The organism is Mesorhizobium huakuii (assembly GCF_030160235.1).
Lineage (GTDB): Bacteria > Pseudomonadota > Alphaproteobacteria > Rhizobiales > Rhizobiaceae > Mesorhizobium > Mesorhizobium huakuii.
On sequence record NZ_BSNY01000051.1, the window covers coordinates 66,546 to 85,649 of the forward strand.

18 protein-coding genes are annotated in these 19,104 nt (G+C 63.8%); 10 read left to right on the forward strand and 8 right to left on the reverse strand.

Annotated features, from left to right (window positions below):
• Positions 1–109: 109 nt before the first annotated feature.
• Together lptE and leuS are read right to left on the reverse strand one after the other, a co-directional pair.
• Positions 110–688: an LPS assembly lipoprotein LptE gene (lptE, locus tag QQK95_RS25955; RefSeq protein WP_284277243.1), complete on the reverse strand. Its 579-nt coding sequence runs from the start codon at positions 686–688 to the stop codon at positions 110–112.
• Positions 675–3,302, reverse strand: a complete 2,628-nt coding sequence (gene leuS / locus QQK95_RS25960) for a leucine--tRNA ligase (RefSeq protein ID WP_284277244.1) — start codon at positions 3,300–3,302, stop codon at positions 675–677. The genes lptE and leuS overlap by 14 nt, the downstream gene beginning before the upstream one ends.
• Before the next feature lie 156 nt (positions 3,303–3,458).
• Here leuS and QQK95_RS25965 point away from each other — a divergent pair, with 156 nt between their 5' ends.
• The 5 genes from QQK95_RS25965 to QQK95_RS25985 all read left to right on the forward strand — a co-directional run bounded on the left by QQK95_RS25965 (position 3,459) and on the right by QQK95_RS25985 (position 6,358).
• Positions 3,459–4,121, forward strand: a complete 663-nt coding sequence (locus QQK95_RS25965; RefSeq protein WP_284277245.1) for a YggS family pyridoxal phosphate-dependent enzyme — start codon at positions 3,459–3,461, stop codon at positions 4,119–4,121.
• A 68-nt stretch (positions 4,122–4,189) separates the two neighbouring features.
• Positions 4,190–4,444: a type II toxin-antitoxin system Phd/YefM family antitoxin gene (locus tag QQK95_RS25970; RefSeq protein ID WP_284277246.1), complete on the forward strand. Its 255-nt coding sequence runs from the start codon at positions 4,190–4,192 to the stop codon at positions 4,442–4,444.
• Positions 4,444–4,767: a PIN domain-containing protein gene (locus QQK95_RS25975; RefSeq protein ID WP_284277247.1), complete on the forward strand. Its 324-nt coding sequence runs from the start codon at positions 4,444–4,446 to the stop codon at positions 4,765–4,767. Before QQK95_RS25970 ends, QQK95_RS25975 begins: the two co-directional genes overlap by 1 nt.
• An 83-nt stretch (positions 4,768–4,850) precedes the next feature.
• A complete protein-coding gene (locus tag QQK95_RS25980; RefSeq protein ID WP_284277248.1) occupies positions 4,851–5,900 on the forward strand; it encodes an aldo/keto reductase in 1,050 nt (349 codons plus the stop codon).
• A gap of 152 nt (positions 5,901–6,052) precedes the next feature.
• Entirely contained in the window at positions 6,053–6,358 is a 306-nt protein-coding gene (locus QQK95_RS25985) for a hypothetical protein (RefSeq protein WP_284277249.1), read from the forward strand.
• Positions 6,359–6,394: 36 nt separating this feature from the next.
• On the opposite strand, the gene QQK95_RS25990 is transcribed toward QQK95_RS25985, so the two are convergent.
• Positions 6,395–7,120, reverse strand: coding sequence for a neutral zinc metallopeptidase (locus QQK95_RS25990; protein WP_284277250.1), 726 nt, complete (start codon positions 7,118–7,120; stop codon positions 6,395–6,397).
• 122 nt (positions 7,121–7,242) lie between these two features.
• A complete protein-coding gene (locus QQK95_RS25995; protein ID WP_284277251.1) occupies positions 7,243–8,148 on the reverse strand; it encodes a LysR family transcriptional regulator in 906 nt (301 codons plus the stop codon).
• A gap of 125 nt (positions 8,149–8,273) precedes the next feature.
• Here QQK95_RS25995 and QQK95_RS26000 point away from each other — a divergent pair, with 125 nt between their 5' ends.
• Complete coding sequence (locus QQK95_RS26000) at positions 8,274–9,455, forward strand: MFS transporter (protein WP_284277386.1); 1,182 nt, start codon at positions 8,274–8,276, stop codon at positions 9,453–9,455.
• A gap of 55 nt (positions 9,456–9,510) precedes the next feature.
• Positions 9,511–10,545 (forward strand): aldo/keto reductase, encoded by a 1,035-nt coding sequence (locus QQK95_RS26005; RefSeq protein WP_284277252.1) that lies wholly within the window; start codon positions 9,511–9,513, stop codon positions 10,543–10,545.
• A 160-nt stretch (positions 10,546–10,705) separates the two neighbouring features.
• Here the strand turns inward: QQK95_RS26005 and QQK95_RS26010 are convergent, their stop codons facing one another.
• Complete coding sequence (locus QQK95_RS26010) at positions 10,706–10,978, reverse strand: usg protein (protein ID WP_284277253.1); 273 nt, start codon at positions 10,976–10,978, stop codon at positions 10,706–10,708.
• A gap of 315 nt (positions 10,979–11,293) precedes the next feature.
• Between QQK95_RS26010 and acs the strand changes: the two genes are divergently transcribed.
• Together acs and QQK95_RS26020 are read left to right on the forward strand one after the other, a co-directional pair.
• Complete coding sequence (acs, locus tag QQK95_RS26015; RefSeq protein WP_284277254.1) at positions 11,294–13,249, forward strand: acetate--CoA ligase; 1,956 nt, start codon at positions 11,294–11,296, stop codon at positions 13,247–13,249.
• Positions 13,250–13,300: 51 nt separating this feature from the next.
• Entirely contained in the window at positions 13,301–14,041 is a 741-nt protein-coding gene (locus QQK95_RS26020) for an MOSC domain-containing protein (RefSeq protein ID WP_284277255.1), read from the forward strand.
• A gap of 1 nt (position 14,042) precedes the next feature.
• Here QQK95_RS26020 and QQK95_RS26025 read toward each other — a convergent pair whose 3' ends face one another.
• From QQK95_RS26025 to QQK95_RS26035, 3 genes are all read right to left on the reverse strand, one after another.
• Positions 14,043–15,305 (reverse strand): SAM-dependent methyltransferase, encoded by a 1,263-nt coding sequence (locus tag QQK95_RS26025; RefSeq protein WP_284277256.1) that lies wholly within the window; start codon positions 15,303–15,305, stop codon positions 14,043–14,045.
• Positions 15,306–15,678: 373 nt separating this feature from the next.
• The gene (locus tag QQK95_RS26030; protein WP_284277257.1) at positions 15,679–17,040 is read right to left on the reverse strand and encodes a pilus assembly protein TadG-related protein; all 1,362 of its coding nucleotides are present in this window, start codon (positions 17,038–17,040) and stop codon (positions 15,679–15,681) included.
• 312 nt (positions 17,041–17,352) lie between these two features.
• Complete coding sequence (locus QQK95_RS26035) at positions 17,353–18,222, reverse strand: transglutaminase-like domain-containing protein (RefSeq protein ID WP_284277258.1); 870 nt, start codon at positions 18,220–18,222, stop codon at positions 17,353–17,355.
• A gap of 168 nt (positions 18,223–18,390) precedes the next feature.
• Here QQK95_RS26035 and QQK95_RS26040 point away from each other — a divergent pair, with 168 nt between their 5' ends.
• Complete coding sequence (locus QQK95_RS26040) at positions 18,391–19,056, forward strand: HAD-IA family hydrolase (RefSeq protein WP_284277259.1); 666 nt, start codon at positions 18,391–18,393, stop codon at positions 19,054–19,056.
• The last annotated feature ends 48 nt before the right edge of the window (positions 19,057–19,104 follow it).

Below are 19,104 nucleotides of genomic sequence, written 5' to 3' on the forward strand. Positions count from 1 at the left end.
GATCATCCACTCACGCACGTGCGTCAGGTTAAAAAATGAACTCTCGGCCACCGCAAAGCGGGCCGTGCATCAGGACCGAGATGGCGTTTCCGTGAACCGAAGAGGGGCGCTAGCTGCCCGCCTTTCCATGCCGGACCAGATCCTGGGCGATGGACAGCTGCAGCGCCTCGGCCAGTTCGCGCGCGGCGCGGTTCTCGGCGTCGATCTGCGCCCGGTACGAGGCAAATTCCTGGCGCGGCCTGTCGAAGGACGAGGTGATCGAGCGCTTGCCGACCGTGACGACGGCGCCGGTTTTCGCATCGGTCAGCGTATAGCTGGCGGTCAGCGTCACCGAGCCGGCGGTCGGCTCGTCTTCATCGGTACCGACCTGCACGAGGGCCGAGGATTCAACGGATTCGGTCACGCTGAGATCAAGCGAATAAAGCGGCGACGCCGGTTCGCCGGCACCCCGCCCGAAGCCGAAGATCAGGTTGTTGCGCACCTGCTGGGCATAACGCGTCTTGACCGGCTTGATGGCGATCGATGCCATTTCGGCATTGGCGCTCGAGCCCGTCGACAAAGGCGCGTTGGAATAGAGCGGCCGCACCGTGCAGGCCGAAACCAGCGCCAGCGAGCCGACAAGGCCGGCGAGCGCCACGCGGCGCAACAGACGGCTCAGCTCTGTCTTTTCCCGATCAGGCAACGACATTGACGATCCTCTGCGGCACGATGATCACCTTGCGCGGAGCCTTACCTTCGAGTGCTTTCTGCACGAAGTCGAGAGCCAATACCGCTTTTTCGACCGCACCTTGGTCCGCGTCGCGGGCAATTGTCAAATCCCCCCGCTTCTTGCCGTTGACCTGCACCGGATAGGTCACTTGGTTGTCGACGACCAGCGCCGGGTCGAAGACCGGCCATGGCCGTTCGGCGACCAGATCGGTGCCGCCGAGCGTCTCCCAGCACTCTTCGGCCAGATGCGGCATGACGGGCGCGATCAGATGCACCAGGATCTCCACCGCCTCGCGGCAGGCGCCCTGCAGTGCCGGATCGGCCTTGCCTTCCGCCACCTGGTTGAGCGGCGTTGTCAGCACATTGGCCAGTTCATAGATGCGGGCGATGGCACGGTTGAAGCCGAGCTTCTCGATGTCCTCGCCGACCGCCTTCAGGATCTTGTGCGTGGCCTTGGAGACCGCTCCCGCCTCGCCGGCGTCGGCCGTTGCGGGCTTGACGCCTGCCAGCGTCTCGGCCGCCGTCGACACCAGCCGCCAGATGCGCTGCATGAAGCGGTGCGCGCCGGCGGCGCCATCGTCGGTCCACTCGACGTCGCCCTCGGGCGGCGAATCCGACAGCATGAGCCAGCGCGCCGTGTCGGCGCCGTAGCCGTCGGTGATGTCTTCCGGGCTGACCGTGTTCTTCTTCGACTTCGACATCTTTTCGAGCGAGCCGATCGCCGCCTCTTCGCCGGTGGCGATCTCGATGGCGCGGCGCTTGCCTTCGGCATCCTCGATCCTGACCTCAGCCGGCGACAGCCAGCGGCCATTGTTCGAGGCGCCACCGACGCGGTAGGTCTCGTGCACCACCATGCCTTGCGTGAACAGGCCCTTGAACGGCTCGGCAAGGTCGAGATGCCCGGTCGCGCGCATGGCGCGGGTGAAGAAGCGCGAATAGAGCAGGTGCAGGATCGCGTGCTCGATGCCGCCAATATACTGGTCCACCGGCAGCCATTCGTTCGCCGCCCTGGGATCGGTCGGCTCATGCGCCCAGGGCGCGGTGAAGCGGGCGAAATACCAGGACGAATCGACGAAAGTGTCCATCGTGTCGGTCTCGCGGCGTGCGTCCTTGCCGCATTGCGGGCACTTCACATGCCGCCAGGTCGGATGCCTGTCGAGCGGGTTGCCCGGCCGGTCGAAATCGACATCGTCGGGCAGCTTGACCGGCAGGTCGGCCTTCGGCACCGGCACCACGCCGCAATCCTCGCAATGGATCATCGGGATCGGGCAGCCCCAGTAGCGCTGGCGCGAAATGCCCCAGTCGCGCAGGCGGAAATTCACCTTGCGCTCGGCCATCGGCCGGTTGCCGATCGTCTTCTGCTCCAAGAGCTTCGCCACTTCGTCGAAGGCGCGGTCCGGCTTCATGCCGTCGAGGAAGCGTGAATTGATCATCACGCCGTCGTCGACATACGCTTCTTCCGTGATCTGGAACGACTTCGCATCGCCGCCTTCCGGCATCACCACCGGGATCACCGGCAAGCCGTATTTGTTGGCGAAGTCGAGGTCGCGCTGGTCGCCGGACGGGCAGCCGAATATGGCGCCGGTGCCGTATTCCATCAGCACGAAATTGGCTACGTAGACAGGCAGCGTCCAGCTGTCGTCAAAGGGATGGACGACGCGGATGCCGGTGTCGAAACCCTTCTTCTCGGCCGTCTCAAGTGCGGCCACCGAAGTGCCCATATGGCGGACTTCGTCGATGAACTTCGCCAGTTCCGGATTGGTCTCGGCGGCCTTCTTGGCCAGCGGATGATCGGCGGCGACAGCCATGAACGAGGCGCCGAAAATGGTGTCGGGCCGCGTCGTGTAGACTTCCAGCTCATGCTCGCCGGCTACGTCCGAGGCCAGAGGCCAGCGGATCAGCAGGCCTTCCGAGCGGCCGATCCAGTTCTGCTGCATCAGCTTCACTTTTTCGGGCCATTCGTCGAGGCCGTCGAGCGAATCCAGCAGGTCCTGCGCATAGTCGGTGATCTTGAAGAACCACTGCGTCAGTTCGCGCTGTTCGACCAGCGCCCCGGAACGCCAGCCGCGCCCGTCAATGACCTGCTCGTTGGCGAGCACGGTCATGTCCTCCGGGTCCCAGTTGACCTTGGAGGATTTGCGCGTCACCAACCCCTTTTCGACGAAATCGAGGAACAGCATCTGCTGGCGGTGGTAGTAATCGACGTCGCAGGTGGCGAATTCGCGAGCCCAGTCCAGCGACAGGCCCATGACCTTGAGCTGCTCGCGCATGGTGGCGATGTTCTGGTAGGTCCACTCCTTGGGGTGGACCTTGTTCTGCATCGCCGCGTTTTCGGCCGGCATGCCGAAGGCGTCCCAGCCCATCGGATGCAGCACGTTGAAGCCCTTGGCCCGCTTGTAGCGCGCCACCACGTCGCCCATCGTGTAATTGCGGGTGTGGCCGATATGGATGCGCCCCGACGGATAGGGGAACATTTCCAGCACGTAGTATTTCGGCTTGGGGTCGTCATTGCGCGCCTCGAACAGCTTCTTTTCGGCCCAGGCCTTCTGCCATTTGGGTTCTGACGCGCGCGGATTGTATCGTTCGGTTGCCATGGGACGTTTTTCACTTAAAAGCGGGCGCGAACCGCGGGCGACTGGCTCTGCGGTTCAGGGAATGTGGTCCGGGTGTTCACCATGGTTTGGCAAACCCGTCAACCATATGGGCATCGCAGCGGCTAAAAACGCGGGTCAAAACAGCGGGATTTGCATATGGGTGACACCGTTCAGCAGTTTTACGCGGTCAAGGCGAAGATCGCCGCAGCCGAGCACGAGGCCCGCCGCGAGGCCGGCGCGGTGACGCTGGTGGCCGTCTCCAAGACCTTTGACGCCGCCGACATCCGCCCCGTCATCGAGGCCGGCCAGCGCGTCTTCGGCGAGAACCGCGTGCAGGAAGCGCAAGGCAAATGGCCTGATCTGAAGCAGGCATTTGCCGATATCGAATTGCATCTCATTGGTCCGCTGCAATCGAACAAGGCCAAGGAAGCGGTGGCGCTGTTCGACGTCATCGAGACGGTCGACCGCGAGAAAATCGCCGCCGAACTCGCCAAGGAAATCGCCAGGCAAGGCCGCGCGCCGAAACTCTATGTCCAGGTCAACACCGGCTCCGAGCCGCAGAAGGCCGGCATCGAGCCGCGCGACGCCGTGGCTTTCGTCGCCCGCTGCCGTGATGTCCACGGGCTCGCCGTCGAAGGGCTTATGTGCATCCCGCCGGCCGACGAGAACCCCGGCCCGCATTTCGCCCTGCTGGAAAAGCTTGCTCGCGAGGCCGGCGTCGAAAAGCTGTCGATGGGCATGTCCGGCGACTACGAGACGGCCATCGCCTTCGGCGCCACCAGCGTCCGCGTCGGCTCGGCGATCTTCGGCAGCCGGTAGTCCGGCGGCGCCAACACAGCATTCCTTGCCGCTTCACCGGGCGCTATATCTAGCCAAGCTAGCATTCTATGAACTGGCACCTTCAGGACGCGAAGAACAATTTTTCCAAGGTGGTCCAGCGCGCGCGTAGCGAGGGACCGCAGACGGTGACATTGCGTGGAGAGCGCGCCGCAGTGGTGCTTTCCGCCGAGGATTACGACCGCTTGGCCGGAAAGAAGAAGTCATTGGCCGAGTATCTTTTGACTGGTCCGGTTTGGGACGATGATTTCGCCGAAGAGGTCAACCGCCGGACGGAGACAATGATCCGGGACGTCGATCTCTGATGTATCTGCTGGAGACGAACATCGTCTCGGATGTTCAGAGGCGACTATCCAAGCCGACTGCATGGCTGGCTTCGGTGGATCCAACATCGGTGAGTCTCAGCGTCATCACGCTTGGAGAGGCCGAGCGTGGGATCATCAAGCTACGCAAGGTCGACCCCGAGAAGGCGACACGCCTTGATCTGTGGCTAAGGGAGCTTCGGCGGGACAATGCCGACCGTATTCTTGCTGTCACGGAAGAGGTCGCGCTGGCTTGGGGCCGCATCACCGCCGGTCGTACGCGAGGCAGTGCCGGCTCATTCCCAAATCGTTGGGCCAGTCGATAAGCGTCATTGCGCCACGACTGGAAACGAAACGTTCCGTTCCTATTTGTTTTGTGTCATCACACATTTCTCCTGGAGCCTTCGCCATGCGTTACAACCAGCTTGGAAATACGGGGATGTTCGTCTCCGAACTGTGCCTCGGCACCATGACCTTCGGCGCCGCCGGCCAGAATGCCCAATGGGGCCTGATCGCCAGCCTCGACCAGAAGGGCGTCAACGAGATCGTCAGCCGCTCGATCGCCGCCGGCGTCAATTTCTTCGACACGGCCGATGTCTACTCCTTCGGCGAGTCCGAGCGCCTGCTCGGACAGTCGCTCAGGGACCTAGGCGTCAAACGTTCGGATGTCGTCATCGCCACCAAGGTGCATGGCGCCATGGGCCAGGGTCCGAACGAGCGCGGCTCCTCGCGCGGCCACATCATGGATTCGGTCGATGCCAGCCTCGAACGGCTGCAGCTCGACCATATCGATCTCTACCAGCTGCACGGCACCGACGCCGTGACGCCGATCGACGAGACGCTGCGGGCGCTGGACGATCTCGTTGCCAGCGGCAAGGTTCGTTATGTCGGCGTTTCCAACTGGGCGGCATGGCGCATCGCCAAGGCGCTTGGCATCGCCGACCGCAAGGGCCTTGCCCGTTTCGAGACCATCCAGTCCTATTATTCCATCGCCGGCCGCGACCTCGAGCGTGAGATCGTGCCGCTCATCAACGAAGAAAAGCTCGGCCTGATGGTGTGGTCGCCGATGGCGGGCGGCCTGCTTTCCGGCAAATACGGTCCCGGCGCGCCCGGCAATGGCGAGGGTCGCCGCGCGTCCTTCAACTTCCCGCCGGTCAACGAGGACCGCGCCTGGGCAGCCGTCGCGGTCATGCGCGAGATCGCCAAAAAGCATGACGTCAGCGTTGCGACCGTGGCGCTCGGCTATGTCCTGGCCAAGCCCTTCGTGATGAGCGTGATCATCGGCGCCAGCCGCATGGATCAGCTGGAGCAGAACCTTGCCGCGACTGACGTGAAGCTCGACGCGGACGATCTCGCCAGGCTCGACGAGGTCAGTGCGCTGCCGGCCGAATATCCCGGCTGGATGCTGGAGCGCCAGGCGGCTGGCCGTCGCCCGGCGCCGTTCGTGCCGAAGGGGTAATCCGTCTCCAGCACGATTTTCCAAAAAGCCGCGCGTCCCTTCGGGCGCGCGGCTTTTTCGCGCTTCGCAGGGGCCGCGCGGCCGCCTTGTACCGGCCGCGATTGCGGCTACCATGATGAAGCCGGAGCGGCACATGGGGATCTGAGGCGACAATGGCACCATCCGCCGCGCAATTTCGGGACAGCATCGTCGCGATCATGGCTGATCGCCAGGCCGCGGCTTCTGCCAGCCCTTACGATTGGAAAGTCTGCGTCGGTGCGGTCAGTGCCGCACAAGGCGAATTCGAAAAGGTCGTCGTCGCCGGTACGGCGCATGACTATGCAGCCGCCGTAATTGCTCGTTTGGAGCAGCTGCGGGACGCGTATTATGACCCGGATGGAGAGTACACATCCGGGCGGTCGGACATCGGCACGGTTATCGAAAAGATCAGGAACGCCTTGAAGGCCATCGGCCAGTGATGGCGCAACCCGCCCGGCAGGGCGACGGGCTCGGTATCAAAGCGGATCGGCAAAAGTGTTGCAGTCCGCGATCGCTTTTCCGGCAAGGCCCCGATCAAACCAGCGGATCCTCTGTTCCGAGGTGCCGTACCTCCTGACCGTCGAATTTCTGGAGGCATTGGCGGGCTGATCATCTCCGAGAGCTCGAAGGAGCCCTCTGGCCTGCGTCAGATCGCTGTCTTCAAGCAGGTGCTGGTCCCGGACATAGCGGCTCCACAGTCCGGCAAGACAATCGGCCTGGAGCTCGACCCGTTCCGATCGGATGATCGCGGCTTGCTGGTTGCCGTCGGTTACATCAGGGCGCGGAACTTCGGAGATGTTCTGCACATGGTGCCCAACTTCTCGGGCGAGAATCAGCGCCTTGGCGAAGTCGCCGGTCGACCCAACGTCTCGAAGCTCGGGAAACGCCGGATCGAGATAAATTCTGTGGTCCGCCGCGCAGTATGATGTCCCTGAGACAGGACCACACGCGGTGGCGATGAAGCCGGTGAACAGCACCAGCTTGGGCTCCTCATAGGTCGAGCCGCCAGCCTTGAAGGTGGCGCCCCAGAAATCCTCCGTTTCCGCCAGAACCACCGAGAGCAGGTGCTTGACGTCGTCGTCACTGGCGTTCGCGGCAGGTGGGGCGGCTTTGGCGGCCTCGGCAGCCTCGCTGATCGTCGGGACATGCAGCCATGTCACGATGGCAAGCAGGGATGCCGTGACCAAGGACAAGCGGACCAATCCATGCCTCCTGAATTGCCGACGCTCTCCGTGCCTGGGCGCGAGGCGCCTGTGATGAACGGACGGGATTCCATATCCCGCCCCCTGCCGGGTTGTCGAACAGACCTTAAAACCGCGGTTCTTCAGAGGCCCACAGTCTCGGCCAGAAAATCGAGAATGGCCCGCACCCGCGCCGGCAGATGCCGGCCCTGGCCGACATAGACGGCGTGGGTCGCCTCCTCGTCGCCCGGATTGAAATCCTCCAGCAGCGCCACCAGCCGCCCGGCAGCGATGTCGGCCGCGACATGCCAGCGCGCCAAGCGGGAGATGCCGGCTCCGGCCAGCGTCATCAGCCGCATCGCCTCGCCGTCGCTGACCAGCATGTTGCCGGTGATCGGCACCATCACCGCGTTGCCGGCAGCGTCGACAAACGGCCAGCCATCGATGTGCCTGACGAAGCCGAAGCCCATGCGATTGTGCCCATCGAGATCGGCCGGCGTCAGCGGCGTGCCGTGCGCTTCGAGATAGGACGGGGCCGCAACCACCACCACCGGGCTCTGCCCGAGCTTGCGGGCCACCAGCCGCGATTCGCCGAGCGGCCCGGCACGGATGGCGACATCGGCGCGTTCGGCCATCAGGTCGATGACGCTGTCGGTCAGCACCAGATCGACCGAAATTTCGGGATAGCGTTCGAGGAAGCGCGGCAAGAGCGGGATCAGCCGGTGCACGCCGAAGGGCACGTAGGTGTTGACACGCAGCCGCCCGCGCGGTGCGGCACCCGCCGCGGCCTCGCGCTCGGCCGCGGCCATGTCGGCCAGGATGCGCAATCCGCTATCGTAGAACGCCGTTCCCTCCGGCGTCAGCTGCAGCTTGCGCGTCGAGCGGCTGACCAGCCGCGCGCCGAGCCGGGCTTCCAGCCGCGCGATCAGCTTGCTGACGGCCGACGGCGTCATGCGCAACGTGCGCGCGGCCGCCGAGAAGCTGCCCGCCTCGACAACGCGCACGAAGACTTCGATCTCGCCGGAGCGGTTGATGTCGGGCCTGGCCATTTGTGAATCTATTTCACAGAAAATGTGCCCAACACAAGTCTGGTTCACAGTGCATGGCGACACGATCTTCTGGCTCGGAGCGCGGTTTGGACAAGGCGCTCGTCGTCGCCAAAGTGGGAACCGCCATGCCTCTTGCTCTCTACGCCCTCGCCGCCGGTGCCTTTGGCATCGGTGTCACCGAATTCGTCATCATGGGTCTGCTCATCGATGTCAGCAAGGACCTCGGCGTCTCGATCTCGGCCGCCGGCCAGCTCATTTCGGGCTATGCGCTGGGCGTCGTCGTCGGCGCGCCGCTGCTCACCATCGCCACCGGCAACTGGCCGCGCAAGACCGTGCTTCTGGCGCTGATGGCGATCTTCACGCTGGGCAATCTCGCCTGTGCGCTGGCGCCCGATTATTGGACCCTGATGGGGGCCCGCATCATCACCGCCTTTGCCCATGGCACTTTCTTCGGCGTCGGTTCCGTCGTCGCCACCGGCCTGGTCGCGCCCAACAAGAAGGCTTCGGCGATCGCGCTGATGTTCACCGGGCTCACCATCGCCAACATCCTCGGCGTGCCCTTCGGCACCTGGCTCGGCCAGGCCTTCGGCTGGCGCGCGACCTTCTGGGCGGTGACCGCGGTCGGCCTCGCGGCCTTCGCCGTCATCCTGGCCCTGGTGCCGCGCAGCGAGGTCGCACCCGAAAAGAGCGATTTGCGCGCCGACCTTGCCGTGCTGCGCCGCACGCCGGTCCTGCTCGGCCTCGCCACCACCGTGCTCGGCTATGCCGGCGTCTTTGCCGTCTTCACCTACATCGCCCCGCTGCTGACCGAGATCAGCGGCTTCAAGGAAGCGGCCGTGTCGCCGATCCTGCTCGTCTTCGGCGGCGGCCTCATCGCCGGCAACCTCGCCGGCGGCAAGATCGCCGACCGCTGGTTGGTGCCGGCGGTGCTGGGCAGCCTCGTGGTGCTGGCCGTGGTGCTGGCGACCATGAGCTTCGCCATCCACAGCCAGGTCCTGGCGGTGATCTATGTCGGCCTGCTGGGGGCCGCCGCCTTCGGTACCGTGGCGCCGTTGCAGATGTGGGTGCTGGACAAGGCGCAAGGCGCCGGCCAGAGCCTGGCCTCCTCCTTCAACATCGCCGCCTTCAATCTCGGCAACGCCGCCGGCGCCTGGCTTGGCGGCGCGGTCATCGCCCATGGGCTTGGGCTGGGTTCGCTCACCTGGGTCGCCGCCTTGCTGCCGGTCGCGGCACTCGCCGTGGCCGGGCTGGCGCTGCGCCTCGATCGCACCAACGCGCTCGGCGCGCCTGTCTCCGTCCGGTCCTGACGCTTGTCGACGGACCGGATTTCTCACCTCTTTCCAAACCACCAGGAGTAAGAAAATGGACTATCGACGTCTCGGCGCATCGGGCCTCAAGGTGCCCGCACTCTCATTTGGCGCGGGAACTTTCGGCGGCTCCGGCCCGCTGTTCGGCGCCTGGGGCAACAGCGACGCCAGGGAAGCACGGCGGCTGGTCGACATTTGCCTGGAAGCCGGCGTCAATCTGTTCGACACTGCCGACGTCTATTCGAACGGCGCCTCGGAAGAGGTGCTCGGCGAAGCCATCAAGGGCCGGCGCGACGCCGTGCTGATCTCGACCAAGACGTCCTTGCCGATGGGTGACGGTCCTGCCGACTACGGCTCTTCGCGTTCGCGCCTGATCAAATCCGTGGACGCCGCGCTGAAGCGCCTCGGCACCGACTATATCGACCTGTTGCAACTGCATGCCTTCGATGCCGGGACGCCGATCGAGGAAGTGCTGTCGACGCTGGACGAACTCGTGCGCGCCGGCAAGCTGCGCTATGTCGGCGTCTCCAACTTCTCCGGCTGGCAGGTGATGAAGTCGCTGGCGGAGGCCGACAAGCATGGCTACCCGCGCTACGTCGCGCACCAGGTGTACTACTCTCTGGTCGGCCGCGACTATGAGTGGGAACTGATGCCGCTCGGCCTCGACCAGGGCGTCGGCGCGCTGGTGTGGAGCCCGCTCGGCTGGGGGCGGCTGACCGGCAAGATCCGCCGTGGCCAGAAGCTGCCGGAGAAGAGCCGGCTGCACGACACCGCAAGCTTCGGCCCGCCGGTCGAGGACGAGCATCTCTACCGGGTGATGGATGCGCTGGACGCAGTGGCGCAGGAAACCGGCAGGACCGTGCCGCAGATCGCCATCAACTGGCTGTTGCAGCGCCCGACTGTTTCCTCCGTCATCATTGGCGCCCGCAACGAGGAGCAACTGCGCCAGAACCTTGGCGCCGTCGGTTGGTCGCTGACACCGGAGCAGATGAAAAAACTCGATGCGGCCAGCGAAGTAACAGCGCCCTACCCGTATTTCCCCTATCGACGGCAGGAAGGCTTCGCCCGGCTCAACCCGCCGGCGGTGTAATTAAGTCGCGTCCCACGTTCGGGGACCGCATAGACATTGGGGAGTATCCCCTCAACTTCGTCATCCACGGGCGGAGCGGCGTCGCGAAGACCCGAGGATGACGAAGCGATGGGCGTTTCCGCCAATCTCTAGCCGTCGATAAAGGTGCCTGCGCTATGCCCTAATGCAGCACGAACTCGCCATCGACCTTGCGCCATTCATTCGGCGCGATCAGCTTCTGGTGCGTGTAGACGACCGAGTGCAGCGGCCCGTCGAGCTTGGCCTTCCAGAATTCGATGAATTTGATCAGCACCGGAAACGTCGGAGCGATGTCGTAGTCCTGCCAGACGAAGCTCTGCAGGAGATGCGGATGGTCGGGGAAATGATAAAGAATCTTGGCCGTGGTCAGGCCATAACCCCTGAGCATCAGGTCCATTTCGGCATGGTCGCGCATTGCGGTCCCCCTTGGCGGTCCTTGGTTGATTCTCCTTTCCTCCCAAGGGTTATTGTGCGCGCCGTTGATTAATCGTCTATTGATTTTTTCTTCACCCAAACCGGGTTTAGCATGAGAAAACATGCAGTTAGCAGCGAACCAATTCGAGTGCTGACAATCCCGGAAAAACCCCCTGCGGCATCCCGCCACGCAAACCCAACGTCTAATATTGCCGTAACGCCGGAACTGGTAATAATGCCGCCGAATTCGCGGCCGTTTCGCCGTGATCCAGCCGGCGGTTCAAGCCGGCGGATTGGTTTGGGAGGAGAGTCAGGAATGTCCGAGGTTCATGTCCATCGCGTCCAGCCGGCGTGGAAGAAGAACGCGCTGATCGACAACGACACTTACCTGAAATGGTATGCCGACAGCATCAAGAACCCGGACAAGTTCTGGGGCAGGCACGGCAAGCGCATCGACTGGTTCAAACCCTTCAGCAAGGTCAAGAACACCTCCTTCGACGGCAAGGTCTCGATCAAGTGGTTCGAGGACGGGCTGACCAATGTCTCGTACAATTGCATCGACCGCCATCTGAAGAAGCGCGGCACCCAGACCGCCATAATCTGGGAGGGCGACAACCCCTACGACGACAAGAAGATCACCTATAACGAGCTCTACGAGCATGTTTGCCGGCTCGCCAATGTGATGAAGAAACACGGCGTCAAGAAGGGCGACCGCGTCACCATCTACATGCCGATGATCCCGGAAGCCGCCTATGCGATGCTGGCCTGCACGCGTATCGGCGCCATTCACTCGATCGTCTTCGGCGGCTTCTCGCCCGATGCGCTGGCCGGCCGCATCGTCGACTGCGAATCGACCTTCGTCATCACATCGGATGAAGGCCTGCGCGGCGGCAAGTCGATTCCGCTGAAGGAGAACACCGACAAGGCGATCGATATCGCCGCGAAGAACTTCGTCATGGTGAAGAACGTCCTCGTCGTGCGCCGCACCGGCGGCAAGATCGGCTGGGCGCCGGGCCGTGACCTCTGGTATCACGACGAGGTCGCGACGGTGAAGGCCGAGTGCAAGCCCGAGAAGATGAAGGCGGAAGACCCGCTGTTCATCCTCTATACCTCAGGCTCGACCGGCAAGCCGAAGGGCGTGCTGCACACCACCGCCGGCTATCTCGTCTATGCCTCGATGACCCACCAATATGTCTTCGACTACCATGACGGCGACATCTACTGGTGCACCGCCGATGTCGGCTGGGTCACCGGCCACAGCTATATCGTCTATGGCCCGCTCGCCAACGGCGCCACCACGCTGATGTTCGAGGGCGTGCCGAACTACCCGTCGCAGTCGCGCTTCTGGGAAGTCATCGACAAGCACAAGGTCAACATCTTCTACACCGCCCCGACGGCGCTGCGCGCGCTGATGGGCGCCGGCAACGATCCGGTGAAGAAGACCTCGCGCAAATCGCTGCGCGTGCTTGGCTCGGTCGGCGAGCCGATCAATCCGGAAGCCTGGGAGTGGTATTTCAACATCGTCGGCAACGGCAAGGTGCCGATCGTCGACACATGGTGGCAGACCGAGACCGGCGGCATCCTGATCACGCCGCTGCCGGGCGCCACCGATCTCAAGCCCGGTTCGGCAACGCGGCCCTTCTTCGGCGTCAAGCCTCAGCTGGTCGACGGCGAAGGCAAGGTGCTGGAAGGGGCCGCCGACGGCAATCTCTGCATCACCGATTCTTGGCCGGGCCAGATGCGCACGGTCTATGGCGATCACGACCGTTTCGTGCAGACCTATTTCTCGACCTACAAGGGCAAGTACTTCACCGGCGACGGCTGCCGCCGCGACGCCGACGGCTACTACTGGATCACCGGCCGCGTCGACGACGTCATCAACGTCTCCGGCCATCGCATGGGCACGGCCGAGGTCGAATCGGCGCTGGTCAGCCATGACAAGGTCTCGGAGGCCGCCGTCGTCGGCTATCCCCACGACATCAAGGGCCAGGGCATCTACAGTTACGTCACCCTGATGAAGGCGGTGGAGCCGACCGAGGATCTGCGCAAGGAGCTCATCGCCCATGTCCGCAAGGAAATCGGCGCCATCGCTTCGCCCGACAAGATCCAGTTCGCCCCCGGCCTGCCCAAGACACGTTCGGGCAAGATCATGCGCCGCATCCTGCGCAAGATCGCCGAGGACGATTTTGCCGCTCTTGGCGACACCTCGACGCTCGCCGATCCGGCCGTCGTTGACGATCTCATCGCCAACCGGCAGAACAAGAAGGGCTGACAACGACTGGTCGAAGGTCGCGGCAAGCCCGGCCAACGAGAGACCGGCGGAATGAATGATATCGGCACTGTCGCGGAGCTCTGGCGTTATCCGGCGAGTTCACTCGCCGGCGAGCGTCAGGACGCCATCCTGGTCGGACCGGCGGGCATGGCGGGCGATCGCATGTTCGGCCTCGTCGATGTCTCGGACAACGAGATTGCCCGGCCCGACCGCGAGGCGAAATGGCACAAGGTGCCGCGCATCCGCACCCGGCTGGCCAATGATCGCGCCCTGGAGGTCGCCGTCCCTGGCGGCGACTGGCTGAGCGCACCCGGCGCCGAATGCGACCGTGCCATATCGGGCTATCTCGGCTTCGCCGCCTCGATCCGGCCGTTTGGTCAGGAGAATGCGCCGCCGGCCTATGCCGGTCCGGTCACCGCCGCGCGCTACACCAAGGCGCCGATCCACCTTTTGACCACGGCGTCGCTGGCGCGGCTGAAGGCGCTGCATCCGGATGGCGCCGCCGACCCGCGCCGCTTTCGCCCCAACATCGTTGTCGACATGGCGGCGGTAGAGGGCTCATTTCCTGAAACCGAATGGATCGGTCGCAAGCTTGCCGTCGGCGAATTGCTCCTGACGATATCCGAACCTTGCCGCCGCTGCGGCTTCACCATCATCGCCCAGGACGGCTTCGATGACGACCCGGCGATCCTGCGCAATCTGGTCCGCCACAACGCGCACAATCTCGGCGTCTACTGCACGGTGGACCGGCCGGCGCGCGTCGAGATCGGCGCGACGATGCGCTTCGTGTAGGTTACCGGTAAAGATCCGCCCGCGTCGGCGGCAGGCCGCTTGGCCCCCGCGCGCGCTTGGTGGCGACTGTCTGGAAAATCTGCGCCGAGCCGCGATCGAAGGTGATTGAACAGCCGGTGAGATAAAGCAGCCACAGCCGCGCCTTGGGCTCGCCGACCTCGGCGATAGCCTCGTCGAAGCGGGCCTGCAGGCGCTCGGCCCACAGCCTGCAGGTGCGGGCATAATGCTCGCGCAGGTTCTCGACGTCGGCGACAAGGAAGCCGTGCGTCTCGAGATTGCCGAGCGTCATGCCGATCGTGTCGACCTCGCCGCCGGGGAAGATGTATTTTATCAGCGCCTTGTATTCCGCGCCCTTGCGCAAAGTCTTGCGCGTGCCGCCCTTGCCGCGCCTCGTGATGGCATGGTGCAGGTAGATACCACCCGGCTTCAAGAGCCGGTGGACGGTCGAGAAATAGGTCGCGTGGTTGGCGAGGCCGACCGCCTCGAACATGCCGATCGACGAGATCTTGTCATAGCTGCCGTCGAGCTCGGTGTAGGACTTGATGTCGATGGTGATCCTGTCATCCAGCCCTTCGGCACGGATGCGCTCGCGCGCCAGCCGGGTCTGTTCCTCCGACAGCGACACACCATGGCCGACGGCGCCATAGTGCTTGGCGGCATGGATCAGCATCGCGCCCCAGCCGCAGCCAATGTCGAGCAGCCGGTCGCCCGGCTTCAGCCTGAGCTTGCGGCAGATATGATCGAGCTTGTCCTTCTGCGCCTGGTCGATGCCGTTGGCGAAATCGGTGAAATAGGCGCAGGTGTAGACCATGCGCTCGTCGAGGAAGAGCCCGTAGAAGGCGTTCGAGATGTCGTAGTGATGTTCGATCGCCTGCTTGTTCGAGCCGCTGACGAAAGGGTTGCGTCCGGCAAGATCGGCCCGTCTCGTCATCTGCCGCCGCGAAAACAGCACGACCGGCAGGTCGCGCAGGATCGCCAGCTTCGGCAACGCCTTCAGCCTCAGCTTACCCTTTGACGGCAGGGCATAGAGATCGAACAGCGACCCGTCCTCGACGTCGATCGTCCTGGAAATCCACATTTCGAGCAGAGTCGAGAAATTCGGCCGGCGGGCCAGTTGCCAGACGATATCCTGGTCATTGATGGCAAGCACCGGGCCGCCGGCTGGACCGATCCGTTCCCCGGTCCACAGCCTGACGGCAAAGCCCGGCTTCAGCGCCTCGATCACCGTTCGAACGATGCGCGCGGCTCTCTCGGTTGCGTCCATGGTCCCTCCCGTGACCGATGTTGCCATGTTGTCTGTTTGGGCCGCTGATCGCAAGCCGGAGCACGCAGACCCGATTGGGCGACATTTTCCGACGAGGCTCCTTTTTCAGCCCGGCACTTGTCATTTCCCGCGACGCACCCCATCATGAGGATGTGTTCAACAAATCGAAAGGAGGTGATCCGATGTCGAGTGATTTCGTTTTCCAGAACGTGGCCTCAGCGGATTGCACTTTCGGGAAGCAGTCTTCCCGTTAAGGCGCGAGATGCGCGGCAGGTAACCCGAAGGGGTTGCCGCCACAGGCCGCGCCATGGACGGAAACACGGAAGGCCGCCGGCTTCGAAAGAAGCGGCGGCCTTTTCCTTTGGGCCGAGCCCTATTGCGTCAGCGCAAGGGTTTCGATGTTGCGGGCGATCGTCTGAAAGGCCGTATCCAGTTCGACGCCGTCGGCGGCCTGGTAGAAGTGCTTGGCCGAACCCGTATCGGGGCTGGCACAAGCCTGCAGCGTCGTGACCGCATTCGCCTCATCGAGTTTGAAGCCGATCGTGAAGATTTCTATGCCCTTGTCGCGCATGGCGGCGCAGAGCTTCGTCGCCGCCGTGCGGGTCGTTTCCTTGCCGGCGTCGTTGTAGACCCCGTCGACGCCGGTGGCGTCGAAATAGGACAGGTTGAATTCGCCGTCCGTCATCAGGATCGCGTACTTGCCGACTTTCTTCGGATCGAACTTGGCTGGCCGCTGCGAAGCGTTGAGCACGCTGCCCCAGCTTTCCGAGAGCATGTACCAGGTCCACTGGACGCCGATATGGCCGGCGGTACCGCCCGAAGCGACAAGATCCTTGATGACATTCTTGAGTGTGGCGGCGTCGCCCGTCAGAGGCACGAGCGCGGCGACCGGGCAAGCGGCGGTGCCTGTTTTCGCGGCAAAGCCTGACAGCAGATAGTCGCGATTGACCATGCTGGAGTCGGGACCCGCGTCCGAATACTGATCGGCCCCCTTGCGTTCGGTGGCGCAATTGTCGGGGCGCGGCGACGCCGAGGCAAGCTGAGCGCTTGCATTACCGGGCGCCTGCTTGCGCTGGCTGGCGTTGGTTTCAACATAGACGCTGCTGGCGGCCAGCTGACCGGCGTTGACCGAGTTGGCATAGGGCACGATGGACACGCGCACCCGCGGCCTGTTTGGATCCTGTCCCCCCAGGAAACTGTCAACCGCATTGGCCGCGGCGGTCTTCAGGTCCTTGATTTTCTGACCGGCCATCGATCCCGTCACATCGAGCATCATCGCCACTTCGATGGTCTTGTCCGAATAAAGCGATGTCGTCGACGCGGTGACGCGCTTCATATTGCCCATGCCGAAAACCGGGAAGAACAGGGCGACATCGACATGGGCATCCGCCTGCACCGTGTTGGCGGTCCTGTCGACGATCAGTCTGTCGAGCACGATCTGGTCGGGCTGCAGAATGCCCGCCGTGCTGTTGGCCACGAGAAAGCTCTGCACCGCCTTGTTGGCGTCGGCCTCCTTGATGACCCCGGTCGTCAGGTCGCGCGCCGTCGATGTCACCGCGGCGTCGACCACGCCTTGCAGGCTCGATTTGGCGTTGTAGAGCTGCGAGATGTCGACCGAGAAGCCGGCGGCCAGCGCCAAGACCGAGGCAGCAAAGCTGAACAGGATCGCGAAATTTCCACCGCTGTGTCTGGCGAACCCGCCGACCGCGTGAACAAGACCCCCGCAATTTCGCATCCAACAGCCTCCGCTTGCCTCGGCCTCGTCGCCGCAATGAGGGCAATGCAGGATTCCAGCCGGAAGCCGCTCGTCGGGCGCAGGAACCGAGCCTTGAACCCTCAGCCTATTGTTTTTGTTGGATTTCGGCTGTTTCGAAGGTGAATGACTGGTAAACGGAAAGTCGCGGCTTCGGCGGTGTTTACGGACTGCTTACCATGCTCGAAGCGAGGCAGGCGCGGAATGCTCCGCGACGTCCTGTTGCGGCACAGGCCTTCTGTGCCGAAGCGGGCCAACTGTCCCGGGATTGCGGAACACAAACGGTTCGAAGGACTAAGCCAGCATCTGTGCGCTGACTGTCCTGTCGATGCCGTGATAGGGCGGATTGAACAATCTGCCCTCCTGCTCATAGGTCCACACCTTGAACAGGCTGAGCCGGTGCGGACCAAAGCTGTGCAGCAAGGGCACGTCGGTGGCGTCGCGGCCGCGCGCGATGACGACGCGGCCGGTCCGGGGCTGGTTGTGGCGTGGATCGAACGTGTACCACTTGCCGTCGAGGAACACTTCCATCCAGGCCGAGAAATCCATCGGCGCCGGATCGGGCGGCACGCCGATATCGCCGAGATAGCCGTTCACATAGCGCGCCGGAATGTTCATGCAGCGGCAGAGCGTGATCGCCAGATGGGCGAAGTCGCGGCAGACGCCGACCCGCTCCTCATGCGCCTGCGCCGCCGTGCGGGTCGATCGCGCATAGCCATAACCGAACGACAGCCGGTTGTGGACATAGTCGACGATCGCCTGCACCCGTGCCCAGCCGGAGGGAAGATGGCCAAACAGCTGCCAGGCGAGACTGCTGAGGTGATCGGTCTCGCAATAGCGGCTGCCCAGGAGATAGAAGAGCACCTCGTCGGGCAATTCGGGCACCGGCACTTCCCGGGCCAGCGTGTTGACCTCGTCGGTCTCGCCACTGTCTTCGACCACTGCGTCGTAGAGGATGCGAAAGGTACCGGCTGGTGCGGTGAAGCGGCGACAGCCATTGCCATGCAGATCGTGGTAGAGCCTGGTCGGCACCGAAGGCGAAGTCAGCACCCGCGTCTGCCGCTTGATGTCTGCTTGCCTGTCCTTGTGGATCTCGAGCAGCGAAATTACCGGGGTGGCCTCTGCGCATTCAATGGCAATTTCGTAGCCGAGCCGGATCAGCATCGCGGGTCCCCTTCGATCGTCGTGAAAAATAATGTCGTTCAAACGTCGTAAGGTGGTCGTGGTTCCCTGGACCGCCGCAAAATACGCCCTCGTGCCTTTCCATGCCCGCGCCTTGACGTTACGGTTGCGCCCTCCCTCGACACGCTCCCCCGGACTTCAAGGAAAATCATGTTTGCTGGCAGAAAATTCGCGGCCTTCCTTTTCGACATGGACGGCACGCTCATCAATTCCATCGCCTCGGCGGAGAGGGTGTGGAGCGACTGGGCGCACCGTCATGGCCTCGACGTCGCGGCCTTCCTGCCGACGATCCACGGCGTACGGGCGATCGAGACCATCACCAACCTTGCCCTTCCAGGCGTCGACCCGGCGCATGAGGCCGACCTGCTGCTGAAGGCCGAGGCCGCCGACCTGGACGGCATTGTCCCGATCGCCGGCGCCGTGGCGTTTCTCAAGGCGCTGCCGGGCGAAAGCTGGGCGATCGTCACCTCGGCGCCGCGCTCGCTCGCGCTTGCACGCATGGAGGCCGCCGGCATTCCTGTCCCCGCGGTCATCGTTGCGGCGGAGGACGTTTCCCGCGGCAAGCCGGCCCCCGACTGTTTCCGGCTTGGCGCGCAACGGCTCGGCTTCGACGCGCGCGACTGCCTGGTGTTCGAGGATGCGCCGGCCGGCATCGCGGCGGCAGAGGCCGCGCAGGCCGCGGTCATGGTGATCAACGCCACACATTCGCACCCGCTGCAAACGCCGCATGCCGCGATCGCGGGCTATGACAATGTCGGCATCACCATCGACGAGCGCGGTTGGCTGGCGCTCGAGGGCCAGCGCAGCGCCGCTTGAAGCACCGGAGGCGCAGGAAGCCGCCGTTTGCAGGCCGGCCTCACCTGG

Bases quoted from the DNA above. Each gene is read 5' to 3' on its own strand.
- lptE (WP_284277243.1), bottom strand. From the start codon at position 688: ATGTCGTTGCCTGATCGGGAAAAGACAGAGCTGAGCCGTCTGTTGCGC.
- leuS (WP_284277244.1), bottom strand. From the start codon at position 3,302: ATGGCAACCGAACGATACAATCCGCGCGCGTCAGAACCCAAATGGCAG.
- QQK95_RS25965 (WP_284277245.1), top strand. From the start codon at position 3,459: ATGGGTGACACCGTTCAGCAGTTTTACGCGGTCAAGGCGAAGATCGCC.
- QQK95_RS25970 (WP_284277246.1), top strand. From the start codon at position 4,190: ATGAACTGGCACCTTCAGGACGCGAAGAACAATTTTTCCAAGGTGGTC.
- QQK95_RS25975 (WP_284277247.1), top strand. From the start codon at position 4,444: ATGTATCTGCTGGAGACGAACATCGTCTCGGATGTTCAGAGGCGACTA.
- QQK95_RS25980 (WP_284277248.1), top strand. From the start codon at position 4,851: ATGCGTTACAACCAGCTTGGAAATACGGGGATGTTCGTCTCCGAACTG.
- QQK95_RS25985 (WP_284277249.1), top strand. From the start codon at position 6,053: ATGGCACCATCCGCCGCGCAATTTCGGGACAGCATCGTCGCGATCATG.
- QQK95_RS25995 (WP_284277251.1), bottom strand. From the start codon at position 8,148: ATGGCCAGGCCCGACATCAACCGCTCCGGCGAGATCGAAGTCTTCGTG.
- QQK95_RS26000 (WP_284277386.1), top strand. From the start codon at position 8,274: ATGCCTCTTGCTCTCTACGCCCTCGCCGCCGGTGCCTTTGGCATCGGT.
- QQK95_RS26005 (WP_284277252.1), top strand. From the start codon at position 9,511: ATGGACTATCGACGTCTCGGCGCATCGGGCCTCAAGGTGCCCGCACTC.
- QQK95_RS26010 (WP_284277253.1), bottom strand. From the start codon at position 10,978: ATGCGCGACCATGCCGAAATGGACCTGATGCTCAGGGGTTATGGCCTG.
- acs (WP_284277254.1), top strand. From the start codon at position 11,294: ATGTCCGAGGTTCATGTCCATCGCGTCCAGCCGGCGTGGAAGAAGAAC.
- QQK95_RS26020 (WP_284277255.1), top strand. From the start codon at position 13,301: ATGAATGATATCGGCACTGTCGCGGAGCTCTGGCGTTATCCGGCGAGT.
- QQK95_RS26025 (WP_284277256.1), bottom strand. From the start codon at position 15,305: ATGGACGCAACCGAGAGAGCCGCGCGCATCGTTCGAACGGTGATCGAG.
- QQK95_RS26030 (WP_284277257.1), bottom strand. From the start codon at position 17,040: ATGCGAAATTGCGGGGGTCTTGTTCACGCGGTCGGCGGGTTCGCCAGA.
- QQK95_RS26035 (WP_284277258.1), bottom strand. From the start codon at position 18,222: ATGCTGATCCGGCTCGGCTACGAAATTGCCATTGAATGCGCAGAGGCC.
- QQK95_RS26040 (WP_284277259.1), top strand. From the start codon at position 18,391: ATGTTTGCTGGCAGAAAATTCGCGGCCTTCCTTTTCGACATGGACGGC.